Annotated in this window: 22 protein-coding genes, 1 tRNA gene and 1 other RNA gene; 15 read left to right on the top strand and 9 right to left on the bottom strand. The window is 62.7% G+C overall.

Annotation, left to right across the window (positions count from 1 at the left end; translation table 11 throughout):
- From RBB16_RS16325 to RBB16_RS16315, 3 genes are all read left to right on the top strand, one after another.
- A partial coding sequence (locus RBB16_RS16325; protein ID WP_306047168.1) for an NAD(P)/FAD-dependent oxidoreductase occupies window positions 1-1203 on the top strand: 1203 nt, incomplete at its 5' end.
- A gap of 31 nt (window positions 1204-1234) precedes the next feature.
- Window positions 1235-2623: a HAMP domain-containing sensor histidine kinase gene (locus tag RBB16_RS16320; protein WP_306047167.1), complete on the top strand. Its 1389-nt coding sequence runs from the start codon at window positions 1235-1237 to the stop codon at window positions 2621-2623.
- 47 nt (window positions 2624-2670) lie between these two features.
- A tRNA-Arg gene (locus RBB16_RS16315) sits at window positions 2671-2747 on the top strand.
- Window positions 2748-2825: 78 nt separating this feature from the next.
- On the opposite strand, the gene recR is transcribed toward RBB16_RS16315, so the two are convergent.
- On the bottom strand, window positions 2826-3425 hold the full coding sequence (gene recR / locus RBB16_RS16310) for a recombination mediator RecR (RefSeq protein WP_306047166.1): 600 nt from the start codon (window positions 3423-3425) through the stop codon (window positions 2826-2828).
- A gap of 16 nt (window positions 3426-3441) precedes the next feature.
- Window positions 3442-3786, bottom strand: coding sequence for a YbaB/EbfC family nucleoid-associated protein (locus RBB16_RS16305; RefSeq protein WP_306047165.1), 345 nt, complete (start codon window positions 3784-3786; stop codon window positions 3442-3444).
- Between the two features lie 163 nt (window positions 3787-3949).
- On the opposite strand from RBB16_RS16305, the gene RBB16_RS16300 reads away from it, so the two are divergent.
- On the top strand, window positions 3950-4555 hold the full coding sequence (locus RBB16_RS16300; protein ID WP_306047164.1) for a histidine phosphatase family protein: 606 nt from the start codon (window positions 3950-3952) through the stop codon (window positions 4553-4555).
- A 50-nt stretch (window positions 4556-4605) separates the two neighbouring features.
- Here RBB16_RS16300 and RBB16_RS16295 read toward each other — a convergent pair whose 3' ends face one another.
- Window positions 4606-6348, bottom strand: a complete 1743-nt coding sequence (locus tag RBB16_RS16295; RefSeq protein ID WP_306047163.1) for a DNA polymerase III subunit gamma/tau — start codon at window positions 6346-6348, stop codon at window positions 4606-4608.
- A 229-nt stretch (window positions 6349-6577) separates the two neighbouring features.
- Window positions 6578-6724 carry a hypothetical protein gene (locus tag RBB16_RS16290; protein WP_306047162.1) on the bottom strand — a complete coding sequence of 49 codons (147 nt, stop codon included), beginning with the start codon at window positions 6722-6724 and terminating at the stop codon, window positions 6578-6580.
- Window positions 6725-6729: 5 nt separating this feature from the next.
- Here RBB16_RS16290 and RBB16_RS20710 point away from each other — a divergent pair, with 5 nt between their 5' ends.
- The gene (locus RBB16_RS20710; RefSeq protein ID WP_371931260.1) at window positions 6730-7581 is read left to right on the top strand and encodes a DUF3800 domain-containing protein; all 852 of its coding nucleotides are present in this window, start codon (window positions 6730-6732) and stop codon (window positions 7579-7581) included.
- Between the two features lie 206 nt (window positions 7582-7787).
- Here RBB16_RS20710 and RBB16_RS16285 read toward each other — a convergent pair whose 3' ends face one another.
- Window positions 7788-8753: an IS1595 family transposase gene (locus tag RBB16_RS16285; protein ID WP_306047161.1), complete on the bottom strand. Its 966-nt coding sequence runs from the start codon at window positions 8751-8753 to the stop codon at window positions 7788-7790.
- 280 nt (window positions 8754-9033) lie between these two features.
- Here RBB16_RS16285 and RBB16_RS16280 point away from each other — a divergent pair, with 280 nt between their 5' ends.
- From RBB16_RS16280 to RBB16_RS16265, 4 genes are read left to right on the top strand one after another with little or no spacing between them, the layout of a single operon-like run.
- Window positions 9034-10572, top strand: a complete 1539-nt coding sequence (locus tag RBB16_RS16280; protein ID WP_306047160.1) for an ankyrin repeat domain-containing protein — start codon at window positions 9034-9036, stop codon at window positions 10570-10572.
- 3 nt (window positions 10573-10575) lie between these two features.
- Window positions 10576-11055 (top strand): protein phosphatase, encoded by a 480-nt coding sequence (locus RBB16_RS16275; protein ID WP_306047159.1) that lies wholly within the window; start codon window positions 10576-10578, stop codon window positions 11053-11055.
- Window positions 11052-11477, top strand: coding sequence for a hypothetical protein (locus tag RBB16_RS16270; RefSeq protein ID WP_306047158.1), 426 nt, complete (start codon window positions 11052-11054; stop codon window positions 11475-11477). Before RBB16_RS16275 ends, RBB16_RS16270 begins: the two co-directional genes overlap by 4 nt.
- A gap of 9 nt (window positions 11478-11486) precedes the next feature.
- Complete coding sequence (locus RBB16_RS16265; protein WP_306047157.1) at window positions 11487-11804, top strand: hypothetical protein; 318 nt, start codon at window positions 11487-11489, stop codon at window positions 11802-11804.
- Window positions 11805-11810: 6 nt separating this feature from the next.
- Here RBB16_RS16265 and rsgA read toward each other — a convergent pair whose 3' ends face one another.
- Both rsgA and ffs read right to left on the bottom strand, forming a co-directional pair.
- Window positions 11811-12851 carry a ribosome small subunit-dependent GTPase A gene (rsgA, locus tag RBB16_RS16260; protein WP_306047156.1) on the bottom strand — a complete coding sequence of 347 codons (1041 nt, stop codon included), beginning with the start codon at window positions 12849-12851 and terminating at the stop codon, window positions 11811-11813.
- 156 nt (window positions 12852-13007) lie between these two features.
- An RNA gene (gene ffs / locus RBB16_RS16255) (signal recognition particle sRNA small type) lies at window positions 13008-13106 on the bottom strand.
- 105 nt (window positions 13107-13211) lie between these two features.
- On the opposite strand from ffs, the gene RBB16_RS16250 reads away from it, so the two are divergent.
- Complete coding sequence (locus RBB16_RS16250) at window positions 13212-14051, top strand: neutral zinc metallopeptidase (protein WP_306047155.1); 840 nt, start codon at window positions 13212-13214, stop codon at window positions 14049-14051.
- Between the two features lie 5 nt (window positions 14052-14056).
- Here the strand turns inward: RBB16_RS16250 and RBB16_RS16245 are convergent, their stop codons facing one another.
- A complete protein-coding gene (locus tag RBB16_RS16245) occupies window positions 14057-15895 on the bottom strand; it encodes a bifunctional 2',3'-cyclic-nucleotide 2'-phosphodiesterase/3'-nucleotidase (protein ID WP_306047154.1) in 1839 nt (612 codons plus the stop codon).
- A gap of 171 nt (window positions 15896-16066) precedes the next feature.
- On the opposite strand from RBB16_RS16245, the gene nudC reads away from it, so the two are divergent.
- Window positions 16067-17038, top strand: a complete 972-nt coding sequence (gene nudC / locus RBB16_RS16240; protein WP_306047153.1) for an NAD(+) diphosphatase — start codon at window positions 16067-16069, stop codon at window positions 17036-17038.
- Between the two features lie 46 nt (window positions 17039-17084).
- Entirely contained in the window at window positions 17085-17561 is a 477-nt protein-coding gene (locus RBB16_RS16235) for an SRPBCC family protein (protein WP_306047152.1), read from the top strand.
- 3 nt (window positions 17562-17564) lie between these two features.
- On the opposite strand, the gene RBB16_RS16230 is transcribed toward RBB16_RS16235, so the two are convergent.
- On the bottom strand, window positions 17565-18395 hold the full coding sequence (locus RBB16_RS16230; protein ID WP_306047151.1) for a prephenate dehydratase: 831 nt from the start codon (window positions 18393-18395) through the stop codon (window positions 17565-17567).
- Between the two features lie 108 nt (window positions 18396-18503).
- Between RBB16_RS16230 and RBB16_RS16225 the strand changes: the two genes are divergently transcribed.
- The 3 genes from RBB16_RS16225 to RBB16_RS16215 all read left to right on the top strand — a co-directional run bounded on the left by RBB16_RS16225 (window position 18504) and on the right by RBB16_RS16215 (window position 22230).
- Window positions 18504-19031: a cytochrome c family protein gene (locus RBB16_RS16225; protein ID WP_306047150.1), complete on the top strand. Its 528-nt coding sequence runs from the start codon at window positions 18504-18506 to the stop codon at window positions 19029-19031.
- A 157-nt stretch (window positions 19032-19188) separates the two neighbouring features.
- A complete protein-coding gene (locus tag RBB16_RS16220; RefSeq protein ID WP_306047149.1) occupies window positions 19189-21069 on the top strand; it encodes an extracellular solute-binding protein in 1881 nt (626 codons plus the stop codon).
- Window positions 21070-21075: 6 nt separating this feature from the next.
- Window positions 21076-22230, top strand: a complete 1155-nt coding sequence (locus RBB16_RS16215; protein WP_306047148.1) for a microcin C ABC transporter permease YejB — start codon at window positions 21076-21078, stop codon at window positions 22228-22230.
- Window position 22231 lies beyond the last annotated feature (1 nt).

The following is a 22231-nucleotide window of genomic DNA, read 5'->3' as shown; positions in this document are numbered from 1 at the left end:
GTGATGGGGGGGGCTGTCGTGTCAGATTACGCCGCAGCCAAGGACCATGTTGCCGCCACGATCGCGGCCATCGAACCCCATGACAGCGAGGAACGATTCGAAGGGCTTGGCGTCAAGGTCATCCGCGAATTCGGGCGCTTCACCGGACATGACACCGTTCAGGCAGGTGAGACTGAGATCACCGCGCGCCGTTTTGTCATTGCCACGGGCTCGCGCCCCCTTGTGCCACCGATTCCGGGGCTTTCGGATGTTCCCTACCTGACCAATGAAACCATCTTCGATCTGCGCGAGCGGCCCGAGCATCTGGTCGTCATTGGCGGTGGTCCCATCGGTATGGAAATGGCGCAGGCGCATCGGCGGCTCGGGTGCGCGGTGACGGTACTGGAGGGGGCCAAAGCGCTCGGCAAGGACGACCCGGAGATTGCCGCCATCGCACTGGAGAACCTGCGCGCGGAAGGCATTCGGATCATCGAGGGCGCGATGGTGTCCAGCGTGTCCGGTGGCGACGGTGACATAACCGTCACCACCGAAGACGGGACCGTTCACAACGGCAGTCACCTGCTGGTGGCCGTCGGGCGGACCGTGAATATAGACAAGCTCGATCTGCACAAGGCCGGGGTGGAACGCGCAGGCGGCGGCGTGAAGGTCGATGCCTCCCTCCGCTCGCCCACCAACCGCAAGGTCTATGCCATCGGCGACGCCGCCGGTGGCCTGCAATTCACCCATGTGGCGGGCTATCATGCGGGGGTGATCATCCGGCAAATGCTGATGGGCCTGCCGTCAAAGGCGCGAACCGATCACATTCCATGGGCCACCTATACGGACCCTGAAATCGCTCAGGTCGGGCTGACCGAGGCCGAGGCCCGCGAGGCTCATGGCGACAAGCTGACCGTGGTGCGCTTCCCCTATTCCGGCAATGACCGCGCGATTGCCACCGGCCAGACCACCGGACTAATCAAGGTGATGGTGGTCAAGGGGCGGCCTGTCGGGGCCTCTATCGTCGGCGCGCAGGCCGGTGAGTTGATCCAGACATGGGCGCTCGCCATTGCCAACAAGCTGAAAATGGGCGCTATTGCCGCGATGGTTGCCCCCTATCCGACATTGGGGGAGATTAACAAACGGGCCGCGGGCGCCTATTTTAGCCCCAAACTGTTCGATAGCCCGTGGGTCAAGCGGATCGTGCGCCTTGTGCAGCGGTTCTGAGCCCGACGACGAGGGAAGGTAAACAAACCGCGTGCTCAACTCGCTCTCAGGCCGATTGCTGACCCTGACCGTCATCTTCGTGATGCTGGCAGAGATCATGATCTTCGTGCCCTCCATCGCGCGGTTCCGGGAGGATTATCTGCTCGCACGGATCGAGCGGGCTCAGATCGCCTCGCTGGCGCTCCTGGCCGATGATGCGATGATGATCGACGAGGCGCTGGAACAGGAGCTGCTGGACAATGCGGGCGTGCTGAACGTGGTGCTGCGCCGCGATGCGGTCAGCCAGCTGATCCTGTCCGTCGACCGAATACCCCCGATCTCCGGGCAATATGACCTGCGCGACGTGTCTGCCTGGACCTTGATCCGCGATGCCATGCTGCGGCTGGCCGAACCCGAGAACCAGGTGATCCGGGTCTATGGCAACCCGGTGCAGGATGCGGGCATGTTGATTGACGTGACGCTCTACACCCAGCCCATGCGCGACGCGATGATTGAGTATGGCCTGCGCATCCTTCTGCTGTCGGCGGTGATCTCGGTCATCACGGCGGCCTTGCTGTTCTTTGCCGCCCGCCGTGCCATCGTGATGCCCATTCAGCGGGTGATCGATTCCATGCGCGCCTATTCGGAACGGCCGGAAGACGCGACCCGTATCATCCAGCCGTCAGCCGGGGTGACCGAACTGCATACCGCCGAGGAAACGCTGCAAACGCTGCAAACCCAGTTGACCGCATCCCTGAAGCAACGCGAACGTCTTGCACAACTGGGCGAGGCCGTGGCCAAGATCAGCCACGATCTGCGCAATATCCTGACGGTGGCCACGCTGATGGCGGACCGGCTGGAGGGGTCTGACGACCCGACCGTTCAGCGCACCGCGCCCAAGCTGCTGTCGTCGCTGGCGCGTGCGGTGAACCTGTGCGAAGGCACCCTGGCCTTCGGCCGTGCAGAAGAGCCGCCACCGGCCTTGTCCCGATTCGAGCTTGGCCCGCTGCTGGACGATGTTGTCGAGCAGGAACAACTGGCCGTTTCCGGCGACGCGGTTCAGATTGAAGCCACCTGCGCACATGGGATGATCGTGCGTGCCGATTCCGAACAGCTGTATCGTGTGCTTGGCAATCTCTTGCGCAACGCGCGACAGGCCATTGCGGCCAGTGGCAAGCCGGGCCGGATCTCGCTGGAGGGGTGCGAGGACGCGGAAGGCTGGGTGATCCGGATCACAGATACCGGACCGGGCCTGCCAAAGCGGGCGCTCGATCATCTGTTCCAGCCGTTCCAGGGGGGCGCGCGCAAGGGCGGCAGCGGGTTGGGTCTGGCCATCGCGGCCGAGCTGATCCGGGGCCATGGTGGACGGCTGGATTTGAAACAGACCGGTCCGCAGGGAACCGTCTTCGAAATCCATCTGCCTGCCGGTCAAAAAGTCTGATTTCACCCTTGCGCCGGTCCGAGGACAGGTCTAAACACCGCCCTCACGCGCTGGTAGCTCAGTTGGATAGAGTACTTGACTACGAATCAAGGGGTCGGGGGTTCGAATCCTCCCCAGCGCGCCATTGAAAAGGCTCAGCGACCGATCGCTGAGCCTTTTCTTGTTTCTGGCGTCCTGCAACAGGCCCTGCCATTGGCGAGGTTCAAAACGCCTTGCGGGCGCGCAGCGCGGCCGAGATTGTTCCGTCGTCGAGATAGTCCAGTTCTCCGCCCACGGGCACGCCCTGCGCCAGAGAGGAGACGGTAACACCGCTGCCCTCCAGTTCTCCGGCGATATAGTGGGCCGTGGTCTGACCATCCACTGTTGCGTTGAGTGCGAGGATGATCTCGCTGATGCCATCTGACCGGATCCGGTCGAGCAGTTTGGGGATGCGCAACTCTTCGGGGCCCACGTCATCCAGCGCCGACAGGGTGCCGCCAAGCACGTGATAGCGGCCCTTGAACGCATGGCCGCGTTCCATGGCCCAAAGATCCGCCACATCCTCGACCACGCAAATCTGCCCATTTGCACGCTCGCTGTCGGAGCAGATCGAGCAAGTGTCGGAGGTGCCGATATTGCCACAGGTCAGGCATTCGCGGGCGGTGGCGGCGACCTGTGTCATCGCATCGGCCAGCGGCTGCATCAGAAGGGCGCGTTTCTTGATCAGGTGCAGCACGGCGCGGCGGGCCGACCGGGGGCCGAGCCCCGGCAGCTTGGCCATGATGTCGATCAGGGCCTCTATGTCTTCGGTGCCGCCAGCCATGCGCGGGGTGCCACCCTCAGAAGGGCAGCTTCATGCCTTCGGGCAGGTTCAGCCCCTCGGTCAGACGCGCCATTTCCTGCTGGCTGCGGTCTGCCGCCTTGGCCTGCGCGTCCTTGATCGCGGCGAGGATCAGGTCCTCGACGACTTCCTTTTCGTTTGGGTCGAAAATGGTGGGGTCGATATTCAGCGCGGTCAGTTCGCCCTTGGCGGTCGCGGTGGCGCGCACCAGACCCGCGCCGGATTCGCCTTCGACGGTCATGGTGGCCAGCTGCTCCTGCATCTCGGCCATCTTGCCCTGCATTTCCTGCGCCTGTTTCATGATCTTGGCCATGTCGCCAAGCTGGCCCAGTCCTTTGAGCATGTCGTCGCCTCCTGTTTGGCTTCCGTTGCCCTGCGACATAAGCCGCGCGGTTCGCTCAGGCAAGTTTGGATTGACTTGACAAAAACAGTCGGAATTGCAACACCCCTTGCAGGCACCGTGTGAGGCACCCAGTCGGATGAACCCACAGACACGGAGATATTCCATGTGCCCACGTAAACCAGTCCTTTTGACTGCCCTGATGATGCTGGCCCAGTCGCTGCCCGCTCATGCCGATCCCCTGCCGCCCGAAACGCTTGTCGAACGTCTGACGGAAGGGGGATATGTGCTCTATATCCGCCATGCGCAGACAGAGAGCGATTATGCCGATCAGGTGACCGCCGACCCTGAAAACTGCGCCTCGCAGAGGGTGCTGAGCCGCACCGGATGGGCGCAGGCCCGGGCCATCGGCGCAGCGATAGACGCGGCCGGTATTCCGGTGGCCGAGGTCTTGTCGAGCCAGTATTGCCGGGCATGGCAAACCGCGGATCTGGCCTTTGGATATCATGAGGAAACAGCAGCGCTGAACTTTGAACCGGCGGAGGACTACACCGATGTACAGATCGCGGCGATGCGGGACCGGGTGGCCCCGTTGGTATTGGCCGAGATGCAAGGCGGCAGCAATCGGGTCATTGTCGGCCATGATGACCCGTTCGAAGCGCTGACAGATATCTATCCCGAACCGCAGGGGGTGGCTTATGTGTTGCAGGTCCGTGACGGGGCAATCGAGGTGCTTGGCGCGATTGCGCCGGATGCGTGGCCGGGCATGTAGCCCCGGTCAGGAAACGGCCCCGCCCCGGATGTCTTGCCGGGGCGCGGTTTTCAGTCCTCCTCGAACGGGTCCCATTCGTCCTCGACCTCTGGCAAGGCCTGCAGTTCGGCCTGTGCATCCAGTTCCGCCCGGCTGCGGATTTCGGTGATTTTTGCCTGCGGGAAGGCCGCCAGAACCGCCTGCATCATCGGATGTTGCCGTGCGGCGTCTTCCAGTTCCCGCACCTTGGCATTCTCCACCTCTTCGATGGTCTCACCGCCGCCCTCATTGGCCAACGTCACGGTCCAGCGCACGCCGGTCCAGTTCTTCAGGCTCTGTGCCAGCCGGGGGGCGAGATCCCTGGGCGCGCGGTCCGTGGGTTGGAAGGTGATCCGACCGGGCGTGTAGGAGACGATGCGAACGCAGGTCTTCACCTCGATCAGCAGCTTGATGTCACGGTTCGACTCGATCAGCGCCACGACCGTATCGAAATTGTGGTAATGTGCGAGCGCCGTTTCGGGGGCCTCTGCCAGTGCTGTTGCTGCCCCACCCGATGGGCCACGCGGGGCGGAGGCACGCGGGGCGGGGCCGCTGCCGCCTTGCGGGGCAGGCGCGTGACCACCACCGCCGCCACCAGCGGGGGGCGGGGTCATGTCCTTGAGCTTGCGAACCAGATCCTCCGGCGGGGGCAGGTCGGCCACATGGGTCAGGCGGATGATCGCCATCTCGGCGGCCATCATCGCATTGGGGGCGAGCGCCACTTCCTCCAGCGCCTTCAGCAACATCTGCCATGTCCGGGCGAGAACCCGCATCGACAGCTTCTGCGCCAATGCCTGTCCACGGGTACGTTCATCGGGGCCGATCGTGGGGTCGTTCGCCGCCTCGGGCGTGATGTTGATGACCGAGAGCCAATGGGTCAGCTCCGCCAGGTCGCGCAGAACCGCCATCGGGTCGGCCCCGTCGGCATATTGCGCGCCCAGTTCATCGAGCGCGCCCGCCGCGTCGCCCGACATGACCTTCTCGAACAGGTCCATCACGCGCCCCCGGTCGGCCAGCCCCAACATCGCGCGGACCTGGTCGGCGGTGGTTTCGCCCGCGCCATGGGAAATCGCCTGGTCCATCAGGCTCATCGCATCGCGGACCGAGCCTTCGGCGGCGCGGGTGATCAGCGCCAGCGCATCCTCGTTGATCTCGGCCCCTTCCTTCTGCGCCACGCCCTGCAGATGGGCGATCATCACCTCGGGCTCGATCCGGCGCAGGTCGAAGCGCTGGCAGCGGGACAGGACCGTGACCGGCACCTTGCGGATCTCGGTGGTGGCGAAGATGAACTTCACATGGGCTGGCGGTTCTTCCAGCGTCTTCAAGAGCGCGTTGAAGGCGCTGTTCGAGAGCATGTGAACCTCGTCGATGATATAGACCTTGTAGCGCGCCGAGGCGGCCCGGTAGTGCACGCTTTCGATGATCTCTCGGATATCATTCACGCCCGTATGGCTGGCGGCGTCCATCTCGATCACGTCCACATGGCGGCCTTCGGCAATGGCCTTGCAATGGTCGCAGATGCCACAGGGTTCGGTTGTCGGTGTGCCGGTGCCATCCGGGCCGGTACAGTTCAAACCCTTGGCCACGATCCGCGCCGTAGTGGTTTTCCCGGTGCCGCGGATGCCCGTCAGGATGAAGGCCTGCGCGATCCGGTCCGCCGCGAAGGCGTTCTTGAGCGTGCGCACCATGGCCTCTTGCCCGATCAGATCGGCAAAGCTGGCGGGCCGGTATTTGCGGGCCAGAACCTGATAGCCTGTGTCGTTGGTCTCGGACATGGTGCCTCGCGTCGGGATGCGTTCGGGTCAGGTTAGAGCGTTTTGTCCGGGGGGTGAACAGGGGAGTTGAGCCTTGCGCGGGCTGAGAGGGCTGGACGCCTCCGGCGGGAGTATTTGGACCAAGAAGAAGGGGGCAGGGCGCCGCGTTAAGGTTAGGCAATTGTATATTTGACAAACCCACGTCTTGAGCGGGTATGTATCGTGCCCAAACGGAACGAACCAGACGCCCTCAGTCGTCTTGCTTCTCGTCCGGCTTCTGCTTCGCCAGCCGCTTCAACTTCTCGTCAAACCGTTCTTCGTCGTCGTTCGTCTCTAGCTGGCGGGCAGCTTCCTTGAACTTGTCGAGTTGACTCTTTTCTGTGTCGGGTGTTCCCATGTCATATGTCCAGTTGTTCAGAGCCTTATGAGTACGTGCTTTACATTGACGAGGCCGGAGACGATGGCCTTAGGCGAGTTAAGCCTATAGACCCAAACGGGGGAAGTGAATGGCTTTGCATTGGCGGCCTGCTTATTCGATCTCAATTTGAGACTGAAGCAGTGGATTGGGTCAAAGGTATCCGGACCGACATAAACGCCACTCAGGGTCCGGCACTTCATTATCGCGATCTATCTCCGACAAAGAGGAAGCGAGCCTGCGAACTCCTCGCAGAGCACCCATGTAGGCTATTTGCGGTTGCTTCGAACAAGAAAAACATGAGGGGGCACGACAACTCGCGCGCGGCGCGGCGTGGCGGGAAGCAATGGTACTACAACTACTGTGTTCGCTTACTTATGGAACGAGTTACAGATTTCTGCTTGCGCGATAGCTCTAAGCGCTTTGGGGGGCCGCGAAATGTTCGTGTCATATTCAGCTTACGAGGGGGGCACTCTTACGGCCAAACGAAAGCATACTGGGAACTATTGAAGGCTCAGGCGATAGGCAAAACGACATACCTCAACAAAAGGGAAATCGCCCATCAGGTGCTTCGCTTTGGCTTGGTAGAGTACGTTCCACACTATAGCCTTGCTGGTCTACAATTGGCTGATGTCGTCGCCAGTTCGTTTTATCAAGCCGCAGACGCCCTAGGCCCCAAATGGGCCATTGAGCCTGCCAAGGCCCTTGAGCCACGCATGGCGCGTGAATCTGGAGTGGTCGCTGACTATGGCCTAGTTTTGCAACCATCGCCACCTTGGAAGGCTGCACTCACCAACGATCAGAAGGCGATATTCTCGCACTACGGGTATATGTTCTAGGGGCGCGTGGGCCCCGGACCCAAGTTGCTTGGAGTCTAATAGGCTGTCATCCATATGGACAACCGTACTCCAAGCCGCCAGAGCCGCCTATCGCGCTCCAACATGGGTTATTCCCGGCGTATCCCACGCACTGAATCCTCGCATATATTGCGGAATCTGTCACGAAAATTCTCAGAAGGCGCGACATCTAGTCTTTATCTTCTTAGTCAAGCCTCGTTAGCCCGGTGATAGGTCAGACGTTTCCCTGCTGCCCCTGACAGCGCGATCACACTGCGCTCAGCATCCTCGACGCCGTTGGCCGAACGGTTGTTGTAGCGAAACTCAAACTCAGCCGCGTAGCGGTGCAGGTGCTTCTTGGCGCAGTGCTGGTAGACGCCCTTCATGCCGCGCTTGAAGATGCTGAAATAGCCCTCAATCGTGTTGGTGTGGATCGTGGCGTCACCCTTGCGGACATATTCGTTAGCGCGGTGCTGCACCGTCTGGTGATCTGCGAACTCCTTGCCGAGGGCCTTATACCAACCGGCCTCGTCGGTCATGATACGGGCTTCACGGGCAAGGTTTTCTTCAAGGATCGGGCGCAGGGTCTTCTGGTTGATGTTGTCCACGACGAAGTTGCGGGCCTGACCGGTGTTGCGGTCCACCAGCGTGACCAGCTTCATCTTGTGGTGATAGTGGCGCTGGTTCTTCTTCTTGCGGCGCTCGGGATCGTTGCCGATGAACGTCTCGTCAACTTCGACCATGCCGCCGCCAGCGCCGAAATCAAAGTCGCCATCGGTGCGCATCGCTTCGCGGATACGGTGAGACATGAACCACGCGGATTTATGGGTGATTTCCAGAACGCGGTGAAGCTGGTGGCTGCTGATGCCCTTCTTGCTGGACACCATCAGGTGGATCGCCTGGAGCCACTTGAACAGCGGGATATGGCTTTCTTCGAAGATGGTGCCCTTGCGGACGGTGAACTGCTTACGGCACTCGCGGCACTTCCAGAGGCCGTGACGCTCTTTGCCTTCCGGGTTCTTCTTGGAGGGCTTGGTGCGGACGCCCTCAAGGCGATAGGCGCGGTCTACAACACCGCAGTGAGGGCAGACTGGGCCATCGGGCCAGATGATGCTTTCAACGTGCGCAAAGGCTGCGGCTTCGTCGTGCATGTAAGGCTTGGACAGAACGGACATGGCGTTTCCCTCAACTTCTTGATGTTGATATGGGAATCCGCTATGGGTTTGTCAAGTATACAATCGCCTAAGGTTAACGTGTGGGGCGTTGTGATTTGGTAACCATGATGGGCTTGGCGCGGCGGATGCTATGAGCTAGGGTTGATCTGCCGCAAGGGGCGGCATCCAGGTCCGCGGAAAGCCGTCATCGGCGCCCCTGAACGATCGGAAGACCGAGCCTATCGGATTTTCTCATGCCCGGATCAGCGGACCGGCGGGCGCTATCGTGAGGAAACCGACGATGAAATCCCTCGACCAGTTGCGCCGTGACGCCAAGGCGTTGCGCAAGGCCCATGAGGCCGGTGATCCGCTTTCCCTGCAGCGGCTGAAAGTCCATCCGCCCCGCACCGGAGATGAGGCGCTCAAACATGCCGACTATCTGCACGTGATTGCCCTTGAATCCGGCTTTGCCAGCTGGCCCGCCCTGAAAGAGGCGCAGGAGCTTCAGGGGCTTGACCGGGCGGCGAAGCTGCAGAAGCTGAAGATGGCGCTGGCCCATGGTCAGAACGCTCGGGTGGACCGGCTGCTGGCCGATGTGCCGGATCTGGCGGAAGGTGTCTTTGGGCTGCAGGTGGCCCTGCTGAACCGCGAAACCGTGGAACGCATGCTGGCCGAAGACCCGGAGAGCGCAACGCGGGTTGTGGCGCATCAGTCGCCCCTGTGTTTCCTGGCCTTTTCCAAGCGCTTTCAGGCACAGCCCGAGCGGCAGGGCGATATGATCGCGATTGCAGAGCTGCTGCTGGCGCATGGCGCCGATGTGAATGACGGCCGCCCGGTCAGCCCGGACAGCGACCATCGCCTCTCGGTGCTCTATGGGGCGATCGGTCATGCCGGGAACATGGTTCTTGGCCAGTGGCTGCTCGATCACGGGGCCGATCCCAATGATGGCGAGTCGCTCTATCATGCGACCGAGCTTGGACATCACGACGGGCTGCGGATGCTGCTGGAGGCCGGGGCCGACCCCAAAGGCACCAATGCGCTGCTGAGGGCGATGGACTTCAATGATCATCAGGCGGTGCGGATGCTGCTCGATCATGGTGCGCGGGCTGATGATTTCGATGGCACCCATGTGGGGGGCGAAGCGCCCTGGGTGGTGCCGGCCCTGCATCAGGCGGCGCGGCGGATGTGCGATGCCGAGATGATCGACCTGCTGCTTGAGGCCGGGGCCGATCCGGGCCGGGTGTTCGAGGGCTGCACCGCCTATGGCTATGCGCGGGTCTTCGGCAATTCCGATCTGGCGCGCGCCATCGAAGCGCGCGGGGATGTGCCGGACCTGACCGAAGAGGAACGGCTACTGGCGATGGCGGCAGATGGGGAGGTGCCCGCGGGCGTCTATATTGACCCGGCGAAGTTGCCCGAGGCTTATCGCAATATCATCCGTATGATCCTGCACCTGCCCGGCAAGCTCGACCATGTGAAGCGGTTGGTTGCCATGGGGATGGAATATGACCGGCCGGACAACGAAGGACTGACTCCCGTACAGATTGCGGGTTGGGAAGGGCTGCCCGAGGTGATGGATTACCTGATGTCGCTCAGACCTGATCTTGCGCATGTGAACGGCTACGGTGGGACGCTGCTATCGACCATCCTGCATGGGGCGGATAATTGCCCTGCGCGGGCCGAGCGGGACTATGTCGCCTGTCTGCGGCTGGCGCTGGAACACGGGGTTGCCCTGCCCAAGGCCGCAATAGAGTTTGCCAATGAGGAAGAGATCGCCGAATTCCTGGCGGATTGGGCCGAGGCTCATCCCGGTGCGGTCGTGGATCAAGGAGCGTTCTGAACCATGGCAGGATTCTCAATATCAGAGCTGACGGCGGCGGGCGGGGTGCTTGGCATCTGCCCGCTGCCCGGACGGTTCCGGGACTATGGCACCGATCTGGCGGACATGCTGGACTGGCGGCCAGACGTCGTCTTGACCATGACAACCGTGCCCGAAATGGCGCGGCACGGGGCGGACCGGCTGGGGCAGGACCTGATGCAGGCCGGTGTTCGATGGGTTCACCTGCCAGTGGAGGATTTCGGGATTCCCTCCGATGATGTAGGGGCGATATGGCCGGATCTGGGTCCGGTTCTGGCGCGGGGCGGCCGGGTGCTGGCCCATTGCTACGGCGGCTGTGGCCGGTCCGGCATGGCGCTGCTGCGGTTGATGGTCGAGGCGGGCGAGTCCGGGTCGAAGGCGCTGTTGCGTCTGCGCGCTGCGCGGCCCTGCGCGGTTGAAACCGAGGCGCAGCGGGTCTGGGCATTCGCGGGAGGCCCGGCATGACGGCCTATATGATGCCGACGATGGAAGCGGGCGCAGCGCTGGCCCGGCGCGGGATCGAGGGGCCGGTCGTCATGCTGAACCTGCTGCGTCTGCGGGACGTGGCGGACTATTCAGCATCGCCTGAGCTTGCCCCGGAAACACCGATCTCGGGCCGGGATGCGTTCGACCTCTACATAGCTCATACCCTGCCATTGCTTCGGGACAGCGGCGGGGAGCTTTTGTTTTTAGGGGATGGTGGGGCCTTCCTGATCGGACCGCCAGAGGAGAAATGGGAGCTTGCCATGCTCGTCCGTCAGCATTCGGTCGAGCGATTCTTTGCCTTCGCTCAGGATGAGGCGATCATGGCAGGGATCGGCCACCGGACAGCCGCCATAAAGGACGCGCGCTTGCTGCCGCTGGTGGAAACCGGGTTGGCGGGGTAGGCTGTCGCCATGACGGGAACGCGACGACATACCGGCCTGAAACTCCTGCTGCTGCTTTGGCTTGCGGTCATGGCGGGATCGTTCCTGGCCTTTCAGCTGACAGCCGAAACGGGCGACGGGTTCACACGCGGCCTGAACCGGGTGCTGGCGTTCGTCGGCTGGCAATTCGCCGGGCTGATCATCGCGCTGATCTGCCTGTTTTTGAGGGCACGGGTAGAATGGGGCCGGCCCCTGCGCTGGATCGCGCTGGTGCCGGCCCTTGTGGCGGGGGCTCAGGTCTTGGCCTTCGTGGTCATGTATCTTGCGGCCTCTGCCGATATGCTCTGACCCAGGTCAGCGCCGGTATCGGTCTTTCTCCTGCTTCACGCTCTTGACGAGCTTGGCGAAGCTTTTATCCCGTGCGCGAGCCTCAGCCAGCGTTCGGGAATTGCGGGCGTCCTCGGCTTGCAGCTTGCGCCAGCGATTCAACCTCTCCGCATCCACTTGTCCCTCCTCGATGGCCGCCCTGATGGCGCAGCCCGGCTCGGTCTCATGCGCGCAATCGGAGAAGCGGCAGCTCTGTGCCAGATCATCCAGATCGGCAAAAACCGCGTCCACGCCGTCGCGCGCATCAGACAGGCGCAAGGCGCGCATGCCGGGCGTGTCGATCAGCCATCCGCCTGCGAGAGTCCGATGCAGGCCTCGCGCGGTAGTGGTGTGGCGGCCCTTGGCGTCATCCTCCCGAATGCCTGCGGTGGCGACGAGATCATCGGTCAGCGCATTGGACAGGGTCGATTTGCCAACGCCGGACGACCCGACAAGGGCCAGCGTCTGCCCGCCTTTGCACCATGGCGCCAAGAGTGCCGCATCCTCTGCGTCGGTGGCATTCAGCGCCACGGCCGTGACGAGCGGGGATAGGCGTTCGGCCCGCCGGACATAGCTGCGGGGGTCGTCCGTCTGATCGGCCTTGGTCAGGATCACCAGCGGCAGGCACCCGGCACTGGCGGCAAGCGCGAGATAGCGTTCCAGCCGCGCCTCGTTGAAATCGTCATTGCAGGACGTGACGATGCCGAGCGTATCGACATTGGCGGCAATCAGCTGCCTTTCCGCCCCGGTGCCTGCCGCACGGCGGGTCAGTTCCGTCAGCGGATCGAGGCGGCGGGTCACCTTCTGGCCGGTCGGGTCTGTCAGGACCCAATCGCCAACAGCGAACGCGCCGGTGGTCATGTCAGAGGGTGGCACCAGAAGGTGCTCCCCCGCAGGGGATAGGCCGGTCAGCCGGTCACGCGCGACCGAGGACAGGCGACAGGCAAGGGCGGGTTGCGCAGGATCATCGGCGATCTGCGCGGCGAAATGGGCCGACCATCCGAGGTCGGCAAGAGTCAGGTGTTTCAATGATCTGGTTCCCGGAACACACGTAAGACAAGCCCCAAGGGGCGGTTCGCTTTACGGCCGGGCGGACGGTGCCTAGGTCAGATCGTCTGACGGATCAGGCAGCGCGGGCCCGGAGGGATGTGACAATATCCATGAATCCTCCGGCGGCTGGTGTGGTGGTGAGAGGCTGGACATCGACCCAAGCGGGGCTCGTTGTGGCTGCTACCTTCCGGTCCTGACCAGGTTGGCGAGGCGCTTGCCCGCGCCAACCTCTCGACTCGGGATGTAGGCGATCTGAGATCGTTTCGCAAGGGCAGGGCTTCCCCGATTGCGCACCATGGCGCTAGACTGCCGCACGGTATTTGAGACAGGAGATTTCCCATGCGCCTTCGAGGAGTGACCCGCAGCCGCAACGTGATCGACAGGCGTGGCCGGGGTGGCCGGACCGCGGGCGGCATCGGTGGCGTGGGGCTGTTGGTGGTGCTGGCCATCGGCTATTTCACCGGCGTGGATGTGACGGGCCTGCTGGATCAGGCGGCCCCGTCGCAGCAATCGTCCGAAGTGCGTGAATTGACCGAGGCAGAGGAGCAGGCGGGCGATTTCGTTGCGCGGGTGCTGACCACGACGGAAACGGTCTGGACCGATGTTTTCCCCGACCAGCTTGGCCGCAGCTACCGTGCGCCGCAGCTGGTGCTGTTCAGCGAGGTCACGCAAAGCGGCTGCGGCGGGGCCTCGGGATCATCGGGGCCGTTCTACTGCCCGGCCGATCAGCGTGCCTATCTCGACACCGCGTTTTTCGGCTTCATGTCTCAGCGGCTCGGGGCCGGGGGCGATTTTGCCGCCGCCTATGTGATTGCCCATGAGGTCGCCCATCACGTGCAGAACGAGCTTGGCATTCTGGGGCAGGTCCACCAGCTGCGCGCCAGCATGAGCGAGCGCGAGGCGAATGCCCTGCAGGTGCGGGTAGAGCTTCAGGCCGACTGCCTGTCCGGGGTCTGGGCCTATCACGTCTCGGACCTGCTCGAGACGGGCGATCTGGAGGAGGCGCTGAATGCCGCAGAACGGATCGGGGATGACTACCTTCAGGCCCGCGCCGGTCGTCAGCCCAACCCGCATACGTTCACTCACGGCACCTCTGCGCAGCGGATGCGGTGGTTCCAGAACGGTCGTGCGTCTGGCGCGGTGGCGGATTGCGACACGTTCAGCGCCGCGCAGCTATAGGCGCGTCAGAGCGTCATTCCAAAGCGGTAGAACCCGTTCGGGGCGGGCCCGAGCGGGCGCAGGCCCAAAGCCGCCGCGCGGTCGGAATGCGCCACCGCGCCGGGTCCGGTGTCGTAAGTGACGTCCGTCCCGCCCAGGGGCGCGAAACGCCATGTCGGTTTTGCGTGCGGATGGATCGGAGAGGTGTCGCCGATATGGTCAGCCAGCAATTTGCGCACCGCAAGCGGGCTTTGCAGCACAGTCTCGCCCCGCGCCGCTGCGGGATGGTGCCCACCCCCCGCCGCGCGATAGCTGTTTGTGACGACAAGGAACTCATCCCCACGTGCCAAGTTCCGATCATTGTAGCGCAGGTCACGGATGCGACCGGGGCCGGGGAAGACCTGCTCCCCGTCTGCCGAATAGCGCGCGGGTTGTGAGACGTCGATGGTATAGCGCAACCCGACCAGCACGTCGAAATTGTAGCTGGAAAAGCCGGGGTCGAGCAGCGCCTGACCCTGCGCGCCGGGGGTGATCTGCAGAAAGGCGCTGGCGCTGCGTTCCAGCCAGTCGGTCAGGTCCGCGCCGGTCACGCGCAGCACCTGCAACGTGTTGGGAAAGGCGTAGAGATCGGCTGCGTTCCGGATGGTCAGGGGGCCTTCGGGGATGTCCGTGTAGTATCCCGGCCCGCCTCGCCCTCCACCCTTGAACGGGGCCACGGCGGACAGAAGGGGAAGACCGGCCAGCTTGTGCCCTTCCAGCGCGCGGCTGGCATGGGTCAGGGTTGCCTCTGCCATGAAAGCGAGCGTCGGGCTGTCCCCGGCCAGCGCGAAATAGGTTTCCAGCGGTGCACGGGTTTCCCCGATTGGCCGTCTTGTGTGGGCAAGCGTTAGTTCGTGGCGATCTTCTGACAGAGACAGGATGGCAGGCGAGGCCGGAACCGGCCCCTCCTTTGGCAAAACCGGATGAACGCAGGAGCAGGCATCGTTGATCTGCCAGCCGTCCCGGTAGATCAGATCGAGCGTGATCTGCCCCAGGTGCGACCCGAAAAACCCCGGCTGCACGACGGGCACGCCGTGGATCAGCCCCTTGTCCGCGCCATCGGGCCAGACCCGATGTGTGTGCCCCGCGACGATGGCATCCACCGCGCCCGAGGCGGCCAGGGGCAGCAGGGCGTTTTCCAGATCGGGCGCGTCCTGGTCCGGCCCCTGCCCGGAATGGCACAGCGCGACGACCAGATCGGCCCCAGCTTTTCGCAGGGTCTTTGCCTCTGCCCTCGCGGTCTCGACTATCGGGGATGTCCTGACCTTCCCGGTCAATAGCGTGCTGTCCCATTTCGTGACCTGCGGCGGTGTCAGACCGACTACGCCAATGCGCAGGTTTACGGTGCCGCCATCGGTTGCGTGCAATTCTGGGTTCAGGATGACAGAGCGGGGCATCAGGGATGTGCCGTCGGCCCGATCGACATTCGCAAGCACAACAGGGAAATCCGCACCTCTGACGGACGCCTCCAGAAACGGCAGCCCGTAGTTGAAATCGTGGTTGCCCACTGTCGCGGCGTCATAGCCCATGTGGTTCATCGCGGCGATCATCGGGTGCGGGGCGGTCAGGCCCCGTTCCTGCGCCACATCGCCCAGGGGGGTGCCCTGAAGCGTATCGCCATTGTCGAAGAGCAGACAGTTCGGTTCCGCCGCCCGCAGCCTGTCGACCAGCGTTGCGATACGGGCCAGGCAGGGGTCGTCCGCCTCGCCGTCGAGATAGTAGTTATAAGGGCGCAGGTTCGCGTGCAGGTCGGTTGTTGCCAGCACCACGAGCCGCAACTGCCGTCCCTCTGCCGGAATGGCTGGCCGGTCTGCCTCAGTCCGCATGAGATGTCTTTTCTGCTCGTCCTGTCCTCGGACCAATTAGACCAACTGGCCGGGAAATTACCAGCGACGCGCGGATACGGATTTACGGTTTGCGCCTGTTTCATGCATCTGCGACATTCCTGCCATAGCAACCTTAAAAAAGGTTAACGGATTCAAGCGGGAAGCAGGGATATGAAGCTTGCGGAGACAGTGACCTTCGGGGGATCGGGCCTCGATCGGTCGGCGCTGATGCGCGCGGATGAGGCCGGGCTTGCTGCGGCGCTGGAAAACGGGCGCGGCAGCGTTCTGCCCATCTGGCGCGGCAAACCGTTGATGGAGGAGCATGCGGGAGGCCAGCGGCTGGTCTGGCTGCCGGGGCAGCACCCGATGCTGGCCGATGCGTCTGCCGAACGGCTGTTTTTGGGAAATGACGACGGGGCGTTGCGCTTTGCCGCCGATATCTCTCGTTGGCAGCCGGAGGATCTGGATACGGACCAGCTGAATTCCTTCGCGGATCAGAGCCTGCAGGCCCATCCCGCCGCCTCAGACGGTCAGCTCTTCCGGGAACTGCGCCTTGCCATGACCCTGCTGACCCCGCGCGATGCGGAATTGGCGGCGACGGCCAAGGCGATGCTCAGTTGGCACCGGTCGCACCGGTTCTGTGCGCGCTGCGGGATCGAAAGCCGGATGACCCAGGCGGGCTGGCAACGGACCTGCCCCGATTGCGGCGCACATCACTTTCCGCGCACCGATCCGGTGGTGATCATGCTGATCACCCATGGCAACGACCTGCTGCTCGGCCGCTCGCCGGGCTGGCCCGAGGGCATGTATTCCCTGCTGGCGGGCTTCATCGAGCCGGGCGAGACGATGGAGGCCGCCGTGCGCCGTGAAGTGGCGGAGGAAACGGCGGTGAAGGTGGGGCGCGTGGGCTACCTTGCCAGCCAGCCCTGGCCCTATCCCTCGTCGCTGATGTTCGGATGTTGGGGTGAGGCGTTGAGCCGGGACATCACCATTGATCCGGCAGAGCTGGAAGACGCGATGTGGATCAGCCGGGAAGACCTGGCCGAGGCCCTTGCGGGCCGCCATCCGACCCTGCTGCCGGCCCGAAAAGGGGCGATTGCGCAGTTTCTTATGGAAAACTGGCTTGCGGACAGGCTGGACTGACGGGCAAACATTGACAGACTGACGATTGTAACGGGGACGGACCAGTATGATTTTCGAGACCAAAGAAGACGTTGATGTCCCCCGCGATTTCGCGTTCAGCCGCTTTGCGGATTTCACCCGCTACGAGGCATCGGCCCGCCAATACGGGGCCGATATCCGCCGCGTGAACGGGTTCACCGAGGTGGCCGAGGGGTGTTCGTGGCGCGGTTCCGCCGTAATCCGCGGCAAGGCGCGCGGGGTTGAGGCCACGGTCACCCGGTTGAATCGCCCGGAACATGCGCAGATGAGAACCACCGTCGGCGGCATGACCGTCGACGTGGATCTGTATTTCGATGACCTGGGGCCAGAGAAAACGCAGGTGCGGGTGACGGCTCACCTGAAGGCGACCACGCTGGCGGCGCGGCTGATCCTGCAAACGGTCAAGCTGGCGCGGCGCCAGATCCAGGGCAAGATCGATTCGCGGATCGTGGCGCTGGCCAACCAGTATGAAGACGAATACCGCCGTCAGCAGGGGCGCGGCTAGGCGTCAGTCGCGCAGCCGGTCCGCCGGGTAGGTGCCCAGAATGTGCAGATGCGAGGTGAAGTATTTCAGCTCGTCCATCGCAAGTTGCACATTGTGGTCATCCGGGTGGCCTTCGATATCGGCATAAAACTGCGTCGCGGTGAAGCTGCCGCCGACCATGTAGCTTTCCAGCTTGGTCATGTTCACGCCGTTGGTGGCGAACCCGCCCATGGCCTTGTAAAGCGCTGCCGGAATGTTGCGCACCTGGAAGACGAAGGTCGTCATCATGTGATCGGCACGGCGGGTCATGTCGGGCTGCTGCGACATGATCAGGAAACGCGTGGTGTTCTGGTCGTGATCCTCGATATGCCGCGCCAGAACGTCGAGCCCATAGATCTCGCCCGCCAGTTCCGAGGCCAAGGCCGCATGGGCCGGATTGCCCTTTTCCGCGATATCGCGGGCCGCGCGGGCATTGTCGGGGCTGACGCGCCCCTTGATCTGATGCTTGCGCAGGAAGCCCGCGCATTGCGGCAGCAGCACCAGATGGCTCCAGGCATCGGTGATATCGGCTATGGAACTGCCGGGAACCCCGAGCAGGTTGATATGTACCCGCACGAAGGCCTCGTCGACGATATGCAAGCCACTATCGGGCAACAGGCGGTGGATATCGGCGACCCGCCCATAGGTGGAGTTTTCCACCGGCAGCATCGCTTCGACCGCCGCGCCGCTGCGCACGGCCTCGATCACGTCCTCGAACGTGGCGCAGGGCAGGGCCTCCAGATGCGGGCGTGCCTGGTGGCAGGCCTGATGCGAATAGGCTCCGGGTTCTCCCTGAAAGGCGATACGAGCGGTCATTTCACTGACTTTCTTCAACAAGGGCGTTCTGTCGCGCTGACTACACCTTGCAAGCCGGGCAGGAAAGCCGGTAGATACCCGCCAACGCGAAATGTGGATGGGATAACCATGTTTGACACGATGACCCTCACCAAAGCCGTTGGCGGCGTCTGCGCAGCCTGGCTTGTTCTGCTTCTTGGCGGTTGGGCTGCTGACGGCCTTTATAGCGTCGGTGGCGGACACGATGCTCATGGCGAACATCTCGCCGGCTATGTGATCGACACCGGCGACGGCGATCACGCGGAAGAGGAAGAGGTGGAGGCAGTGCCCTTCTCCGAATACCTCGCCGCCGCTGACCCCGCCGATGGCGAAGGCGCGTTCCGGGCCTGCCGTAGCTGCCATTCGGTCGAACCCGGCCAGAACGGAACCGGCCCGTCGCTCTATGGCGTGGTCAACAGCGATATCGCATCGGTCGAAGGATTTGGCTATTCCGGCACCCTGGAAGGGCTGGAAGGCAACTGGACCCCGGAAGCGCTCAATGGTTTCCTAGAAAACCCGCGCGGATATGCGCCCGGTACCGCCATGTCCTATTCTGGTATGCGCGACGTGGAAGATCGCGCGGCGATGGTGGCCTACCTGGACTCGCTTGACGACTGATTCGTGACAGATGCGCAGGATTTGGCCGCCTTCCGGGCGGCCTTTTTCATTTCAGGGTCACGAAATTGTAATTCGCCTTGAACGAAGGTGGGGCTGGTCCTTAGGGTATCTGCACCCATAACTATACAAAGCAGGATATTTCGCAGTGGAGCGCAGCATGACCCGAACCCGCCAAGCGACCCGACCCGCCGTTTCCTGGTGGATGGCTTTGCCCCTGCTGGCCGCGTCCGTTCTGGCCACTCCCGGTTTTTCGCAGGAGGACGATCTGATCGTCACCCACGGCGTCTCGACCTTCGGCGATCTGCGCTATGGCCCCGATTTCGAACATCTGGACTACGTGAACCCTGATGCCCCGCAGGGCGGAGAGTTTTCCTTCGCGTGGTCAGGATCGTTCGATTCGATGCATCCCTATACCCGGCAGGGCCGCCCGGCGGTTCTGGCCTCGATCTTCTTCGAGTCGATGCTGGAGGGCACGTCGGACGAGATCGGCAGTTCCTACTGCCTTCTTTGCGAAAGCATCGCTTACCCCGAGGACCGGTCCTACGTGATTTTCACCCTGCGCGAGGAAGCGCGCTTTTCCGACGGCACACCAGTTACCGCCGATGACGTGGTGTTCAGCTATGAGATCCTGCGCGACGAGGGGCTGCCATCCTTCCGCGCCTCGATCGGGCTGACCATTGCCGGGGCGGAAGTGCTGGATGATCGCCGCGTTCGTTTCGATTTCAACCCCGAGGCCCCGCTGCGCGGCCGCATCGACAATGCCGGTGGCCTGCCGGTTTTCAGCCGCGCCAGCCATGAAGCATCCGGGCTGGATTTCGATGAAAGCCGGTTGGAGCCGCTGATCGGATCGGGCCCCTACATTGTGGGCCGTATCGAAGTGGGCGAGCGGACCGTGTTCCGCCGCAATCCCGATTACTGGGGAAATGATCTGCCGATCAACCAGGGCCGCCATAACTACGATGCGATCCGAATCGAGTATTACGGCGACGCCATTGCCGCATTCGAAGGCTTCACGGCGGGCCAATATACCTTCCGTCAGGAAAGCAGTTCCGCCCAATGGGCCACGGCCTATGACTTCCCCAAGCTGGAACAGGGGCTGGTCGTGCGTGAAGAAATCCCGGACGGAACCATTTCCTCGGGCCAGAGCTTCGTGATGAACTTGCGCCGCCCGCAGTTTCAGGACGTGCGCGTGCGCGAGGCCATTTCGTTGATGTTCAACTTCGAATGGACGAACCAGACCCTGTTCTACGGTCTTTACACGCCGAACGTGTCGTTCTGGGAAAACACCGATCTGTCCGCGACCGGCATGCCCTCTGACGCGGAGCTTGCCTTGCTGGAACCGCTGGCCGACATGCTGCGCCCCGAGGTGTTGAGCGAGCCGGTCTATACAATTGAGCCCGCGAACCCGGACCGGTCCTTCGACCGCCGCCGCGCGCGGCAGGCGCTGGCGCTGCTGGAAGAGGCCGGGTGGACGCCCGGCGATGACGGCATGCTGCGCAACGCGGCGGGTGAAACCCTGGAGATCGAATTTCTCAATGCCAGCCCGCTCTTTGACCGGATCATCAACCCTTATGTGGAAAACCTTCAGGCCATCGGTATTGATGCGCGCCTGAACCGGGTCGACAATGCCCAGTTCAGCCAGCGGGAACGGGACTATGATTTCGACATCATCACCGACCATTTCCCGATGAGCTATGAACCCGGATCGGGCCTGCGCCAGTATTTCGGGTCTGCCACGGCAAATGATTCCGTCTTCAACCCCGCAGGTGTGGCCGATCCGGCCGTGGATGCGCTGGTCGAGGCCGTTGTCGATGCGGAAACGCAAGAAGAGCTGAATGTCGCGGTCAGCGCGCTGGACCGCGTCCTCCGGTGGGAACGGTTCCGCGTCCCGCAGTGGTACAACCCCAACCACTGGGTGTCCTATTACGACATGTACCGTTACCCCGAGAACCTGCCGCCCTATTCGCTCGGCTTCCTCGATTTCTGGTGGATCGACCCGGATGCCGAGGCCGCCCTGCGCGACGCAGGAGCGTTCTAAGCCAAGATGGGCGCCTATATTCTCAGACGGCTGTTGCTGATGATTCCGACGCTGATCGGGATCATGGTGATCAACTTCGCCCTCGTACAATTCGTGCCCGGTGGCCCGATTGACCAGATCATGGCCGAGTTGGAGGGCGAAGGAGACGTCTTTGCCGGTATCTCTGGCGGTGGGGCCGAGGCTGGAGGCGCAGAGCTTGCGGGCGAAGACAATTACCTTGGCGCCCGCGGGCTGCCGCCCGATTTCATCGCCGAGCTGGAGGTGGAGTTCCACTTCGCCCGGATCGTCTGTGAAGACGGCTATGCCGGTGAACCCGATATCGAAGTTGAAGAATGCACGACCGAGGATATCCCGGCACTGGAACGCTTCTTCCTGATGATGTGGGACTACCTGCGCTTCGATTTCGGAGAAAGCTATTTCCGGTCCATCTCCGTCGTTGATCTGGTGCTGGAAAAGATGCCCGTGTCGATCACGCTTGGCCTGTGGTCCACGGTGATTGCCTATATCGTCTCGATCCCGCTTGGCATCCGCAAGGCGGTAAAGGACGGCAGCCGGTTCGACACGGTGACCAGCGGTGTCATCATCGTCGCCTACGCGATCCCCGGCTTCCTCTTCGCAATCCTGTTGCTGGTCCTGTTTGCAGGCGGATCTTACTGGCAATGGTTCCCGCTCAGGGGCCTTACGTCCGACAACTGGGAGGAGTTGAGCCTGATCGGCAGGGTGCTGGACTATTTCTGGCACATAACGTTGCCGGTTCTGGCCTCGACCATCTCGGCCTTTGCGACGCTGACGCTGCTGACCAAGAACAGCTTCTTGGACGAGATCAAGAAGCAATACGTTATGACCGCCAAGGCCAAGGGGCTGAGCGAGGGCAAAGTGCTCTATGGCCATGTCTTCCGCAACGCCATGCTGATCGTAATCGCGGGCTTTCCGGCGGTCTTCGTGTCGGTGTTCTTCGGCGGGTCGCTCATCATCGAGACGATCTTCTCGCTCGACGGCCTTGGGCGGCTTGGGTTTGAGGCGGCGGTCAGCCGGGACTACCCGGTGATCTTCGGAACACTCTTCGTCTTCGGCTTGATCGGGCTGGTGGTCGGGCTGTTCTCCGACCTCATGTATATCTGGATCGACCCCCGGATCGACTTTGAATCGAGGGAGACCTGAA

The sequence above is a fragment of the Nioella sp. MMSF_3534 genome (assembly GCF_030732985.1).
GTDB lineage: Bacteria > Pseudomonadota > Alphaproteobacteria > Rhodobacterales > Rhodobacteraceae > Nioella.
The sequence above is the reverse complement of the archived record's forward strand: the minus strand, read 5'-3'. Positions and strand labels throughout refer to the sequence as shown.

Bases quoted from the DNA above. Each gene is read 5' to 3' on its own strand.
- recR (WP_306047166.1), bottom strand. From the start codon at position 3,425: ATGGCTGGCGGCACCGAAGACATAGAGGCCCTGATCGACATCATGGCC.
- RBB16_RS16305 (WP_306047165.1), bottom strand. From the start codon at position 3,786: ATGCTCAAAGGACTGGGCCAGCTTGGCGACATGGCCAAGATCATGAAA.
- RBB16_RS16300 (WP_306047164.1), top strand. From the start codon at position 3,950: ATGTGCCCACGTAAACCAGTCCTTTTGACTGCCCTGATGATGCTGGCC.
- RBB16_RS16295 (WP_306047163.1), bottom strand. From the start codon at position 6,348: ATGTCCGAGACCAACGACACAGGCTATCAGGTTCTGGCCCGCAAATAC.
- RBB16_RS16290 (WP_306047162.1), bottom strand. From the start codon at position 6,724: ATGGGAACACCCGACACAGAAAAGAGTCAACTCGACAAGTTCAAGGAA.
- RBB16_RS20710 (WP_371931260.1), top strand. From the start codon at position 6,730: ATGTCCAGTTGTTCAGAGCCTTATGAGTACGTGCTTTACATTGACGAG.
- RBB16_RS16285 (WP_306047161.1), bottom strand. From the start codon at position 8,753: ATGTCCGTTCTGTCCAAGCCTTACATGCACGACGAAGCCGCAGCCTTT.
- RBB16_RS16280 (WP_306047160.1), top strand. From the start codon at position 9,034: ATGAAATCCCTCGACCAGTTGCGCCGTGACGCCAAGGCGTTGCGCAAG.
- RBB16_RS16275 (WP_306047159.1), top strand. From the start codon at position 10,576: ATGGCAGGATTCTCAATATCAGAGCTGACGGCGGCGGGCGGGGTGCTT.
- RBB16_RS16270 (WP_306047158.1), top strand. From the start codon at position 11,052: ATGACGGCCTATATGATGCCGACGATGGAAGCGGGCGCAGCGCTGGCC.
- RBB16_RS16265 (WP_306047157.1), top strand. From the start codon at position 11,487: ATGACGGGAACGCGACGACATACCGGCCTGAAACTCCTGCTGCTGCTT.
- RBB16_RS16250 (WP_306047155.1), top strand. From the start codon at position 13,212: ATGCGCCTTCGAGGAGTGACCCGCAGCCGCAACGTGATCGACAGGCGT.
- RBB16_RS16245 (WP_306047154.1), bottom strand. From the start codon at position 15,895: ATGCGGACTGAGGCAGACCGGCCAGCCATTCCGGCAGAGGGACGGCAG.
- nudC (WP_306047153.1), top strand. From the start codon at position 16,067: ATGAAGCTTGCGGAGACAGTGACCTTCGGGGGATCGGGCCTCGATCGG.
- RBB16_RS16235 (WP_306047152.1), top strand. From the start codon at position 17,085: ATGATTTTCGAGACCAAAGAAGACGTTGATGTCCCCCGCGATTTCGCG.
- RBB16_RS16230 (WP_306047151.1), bottom strand. From the start codon at position 18,395: ATGACCGCTCGTATCGCCTTTCAGGGAGAACCCGGAGCCTATTCGCAT.
- RBB16_RS16225 (WP_306047150.1), top strand. From the start codon at position 18,504: ATGTTTGACACGATGACCCTCACCAAAGCCGTTGGCGGCGTCTGCGCA.
- RBB16_RS16220 (WP_306047149.1), top strand. From the start codon at position 19,189: ATGACCCGAACCCGCCAAGCGACCCGACCCGCCGTTTCCTGGTGGATG.
- RBB16_RS16215 (WP_306047148.1), top strand. From the start codon at position 21,076: ATGGGCGCCTATATTCTCAGACGGCTGTTGCTGATGATTCCGACGCTG.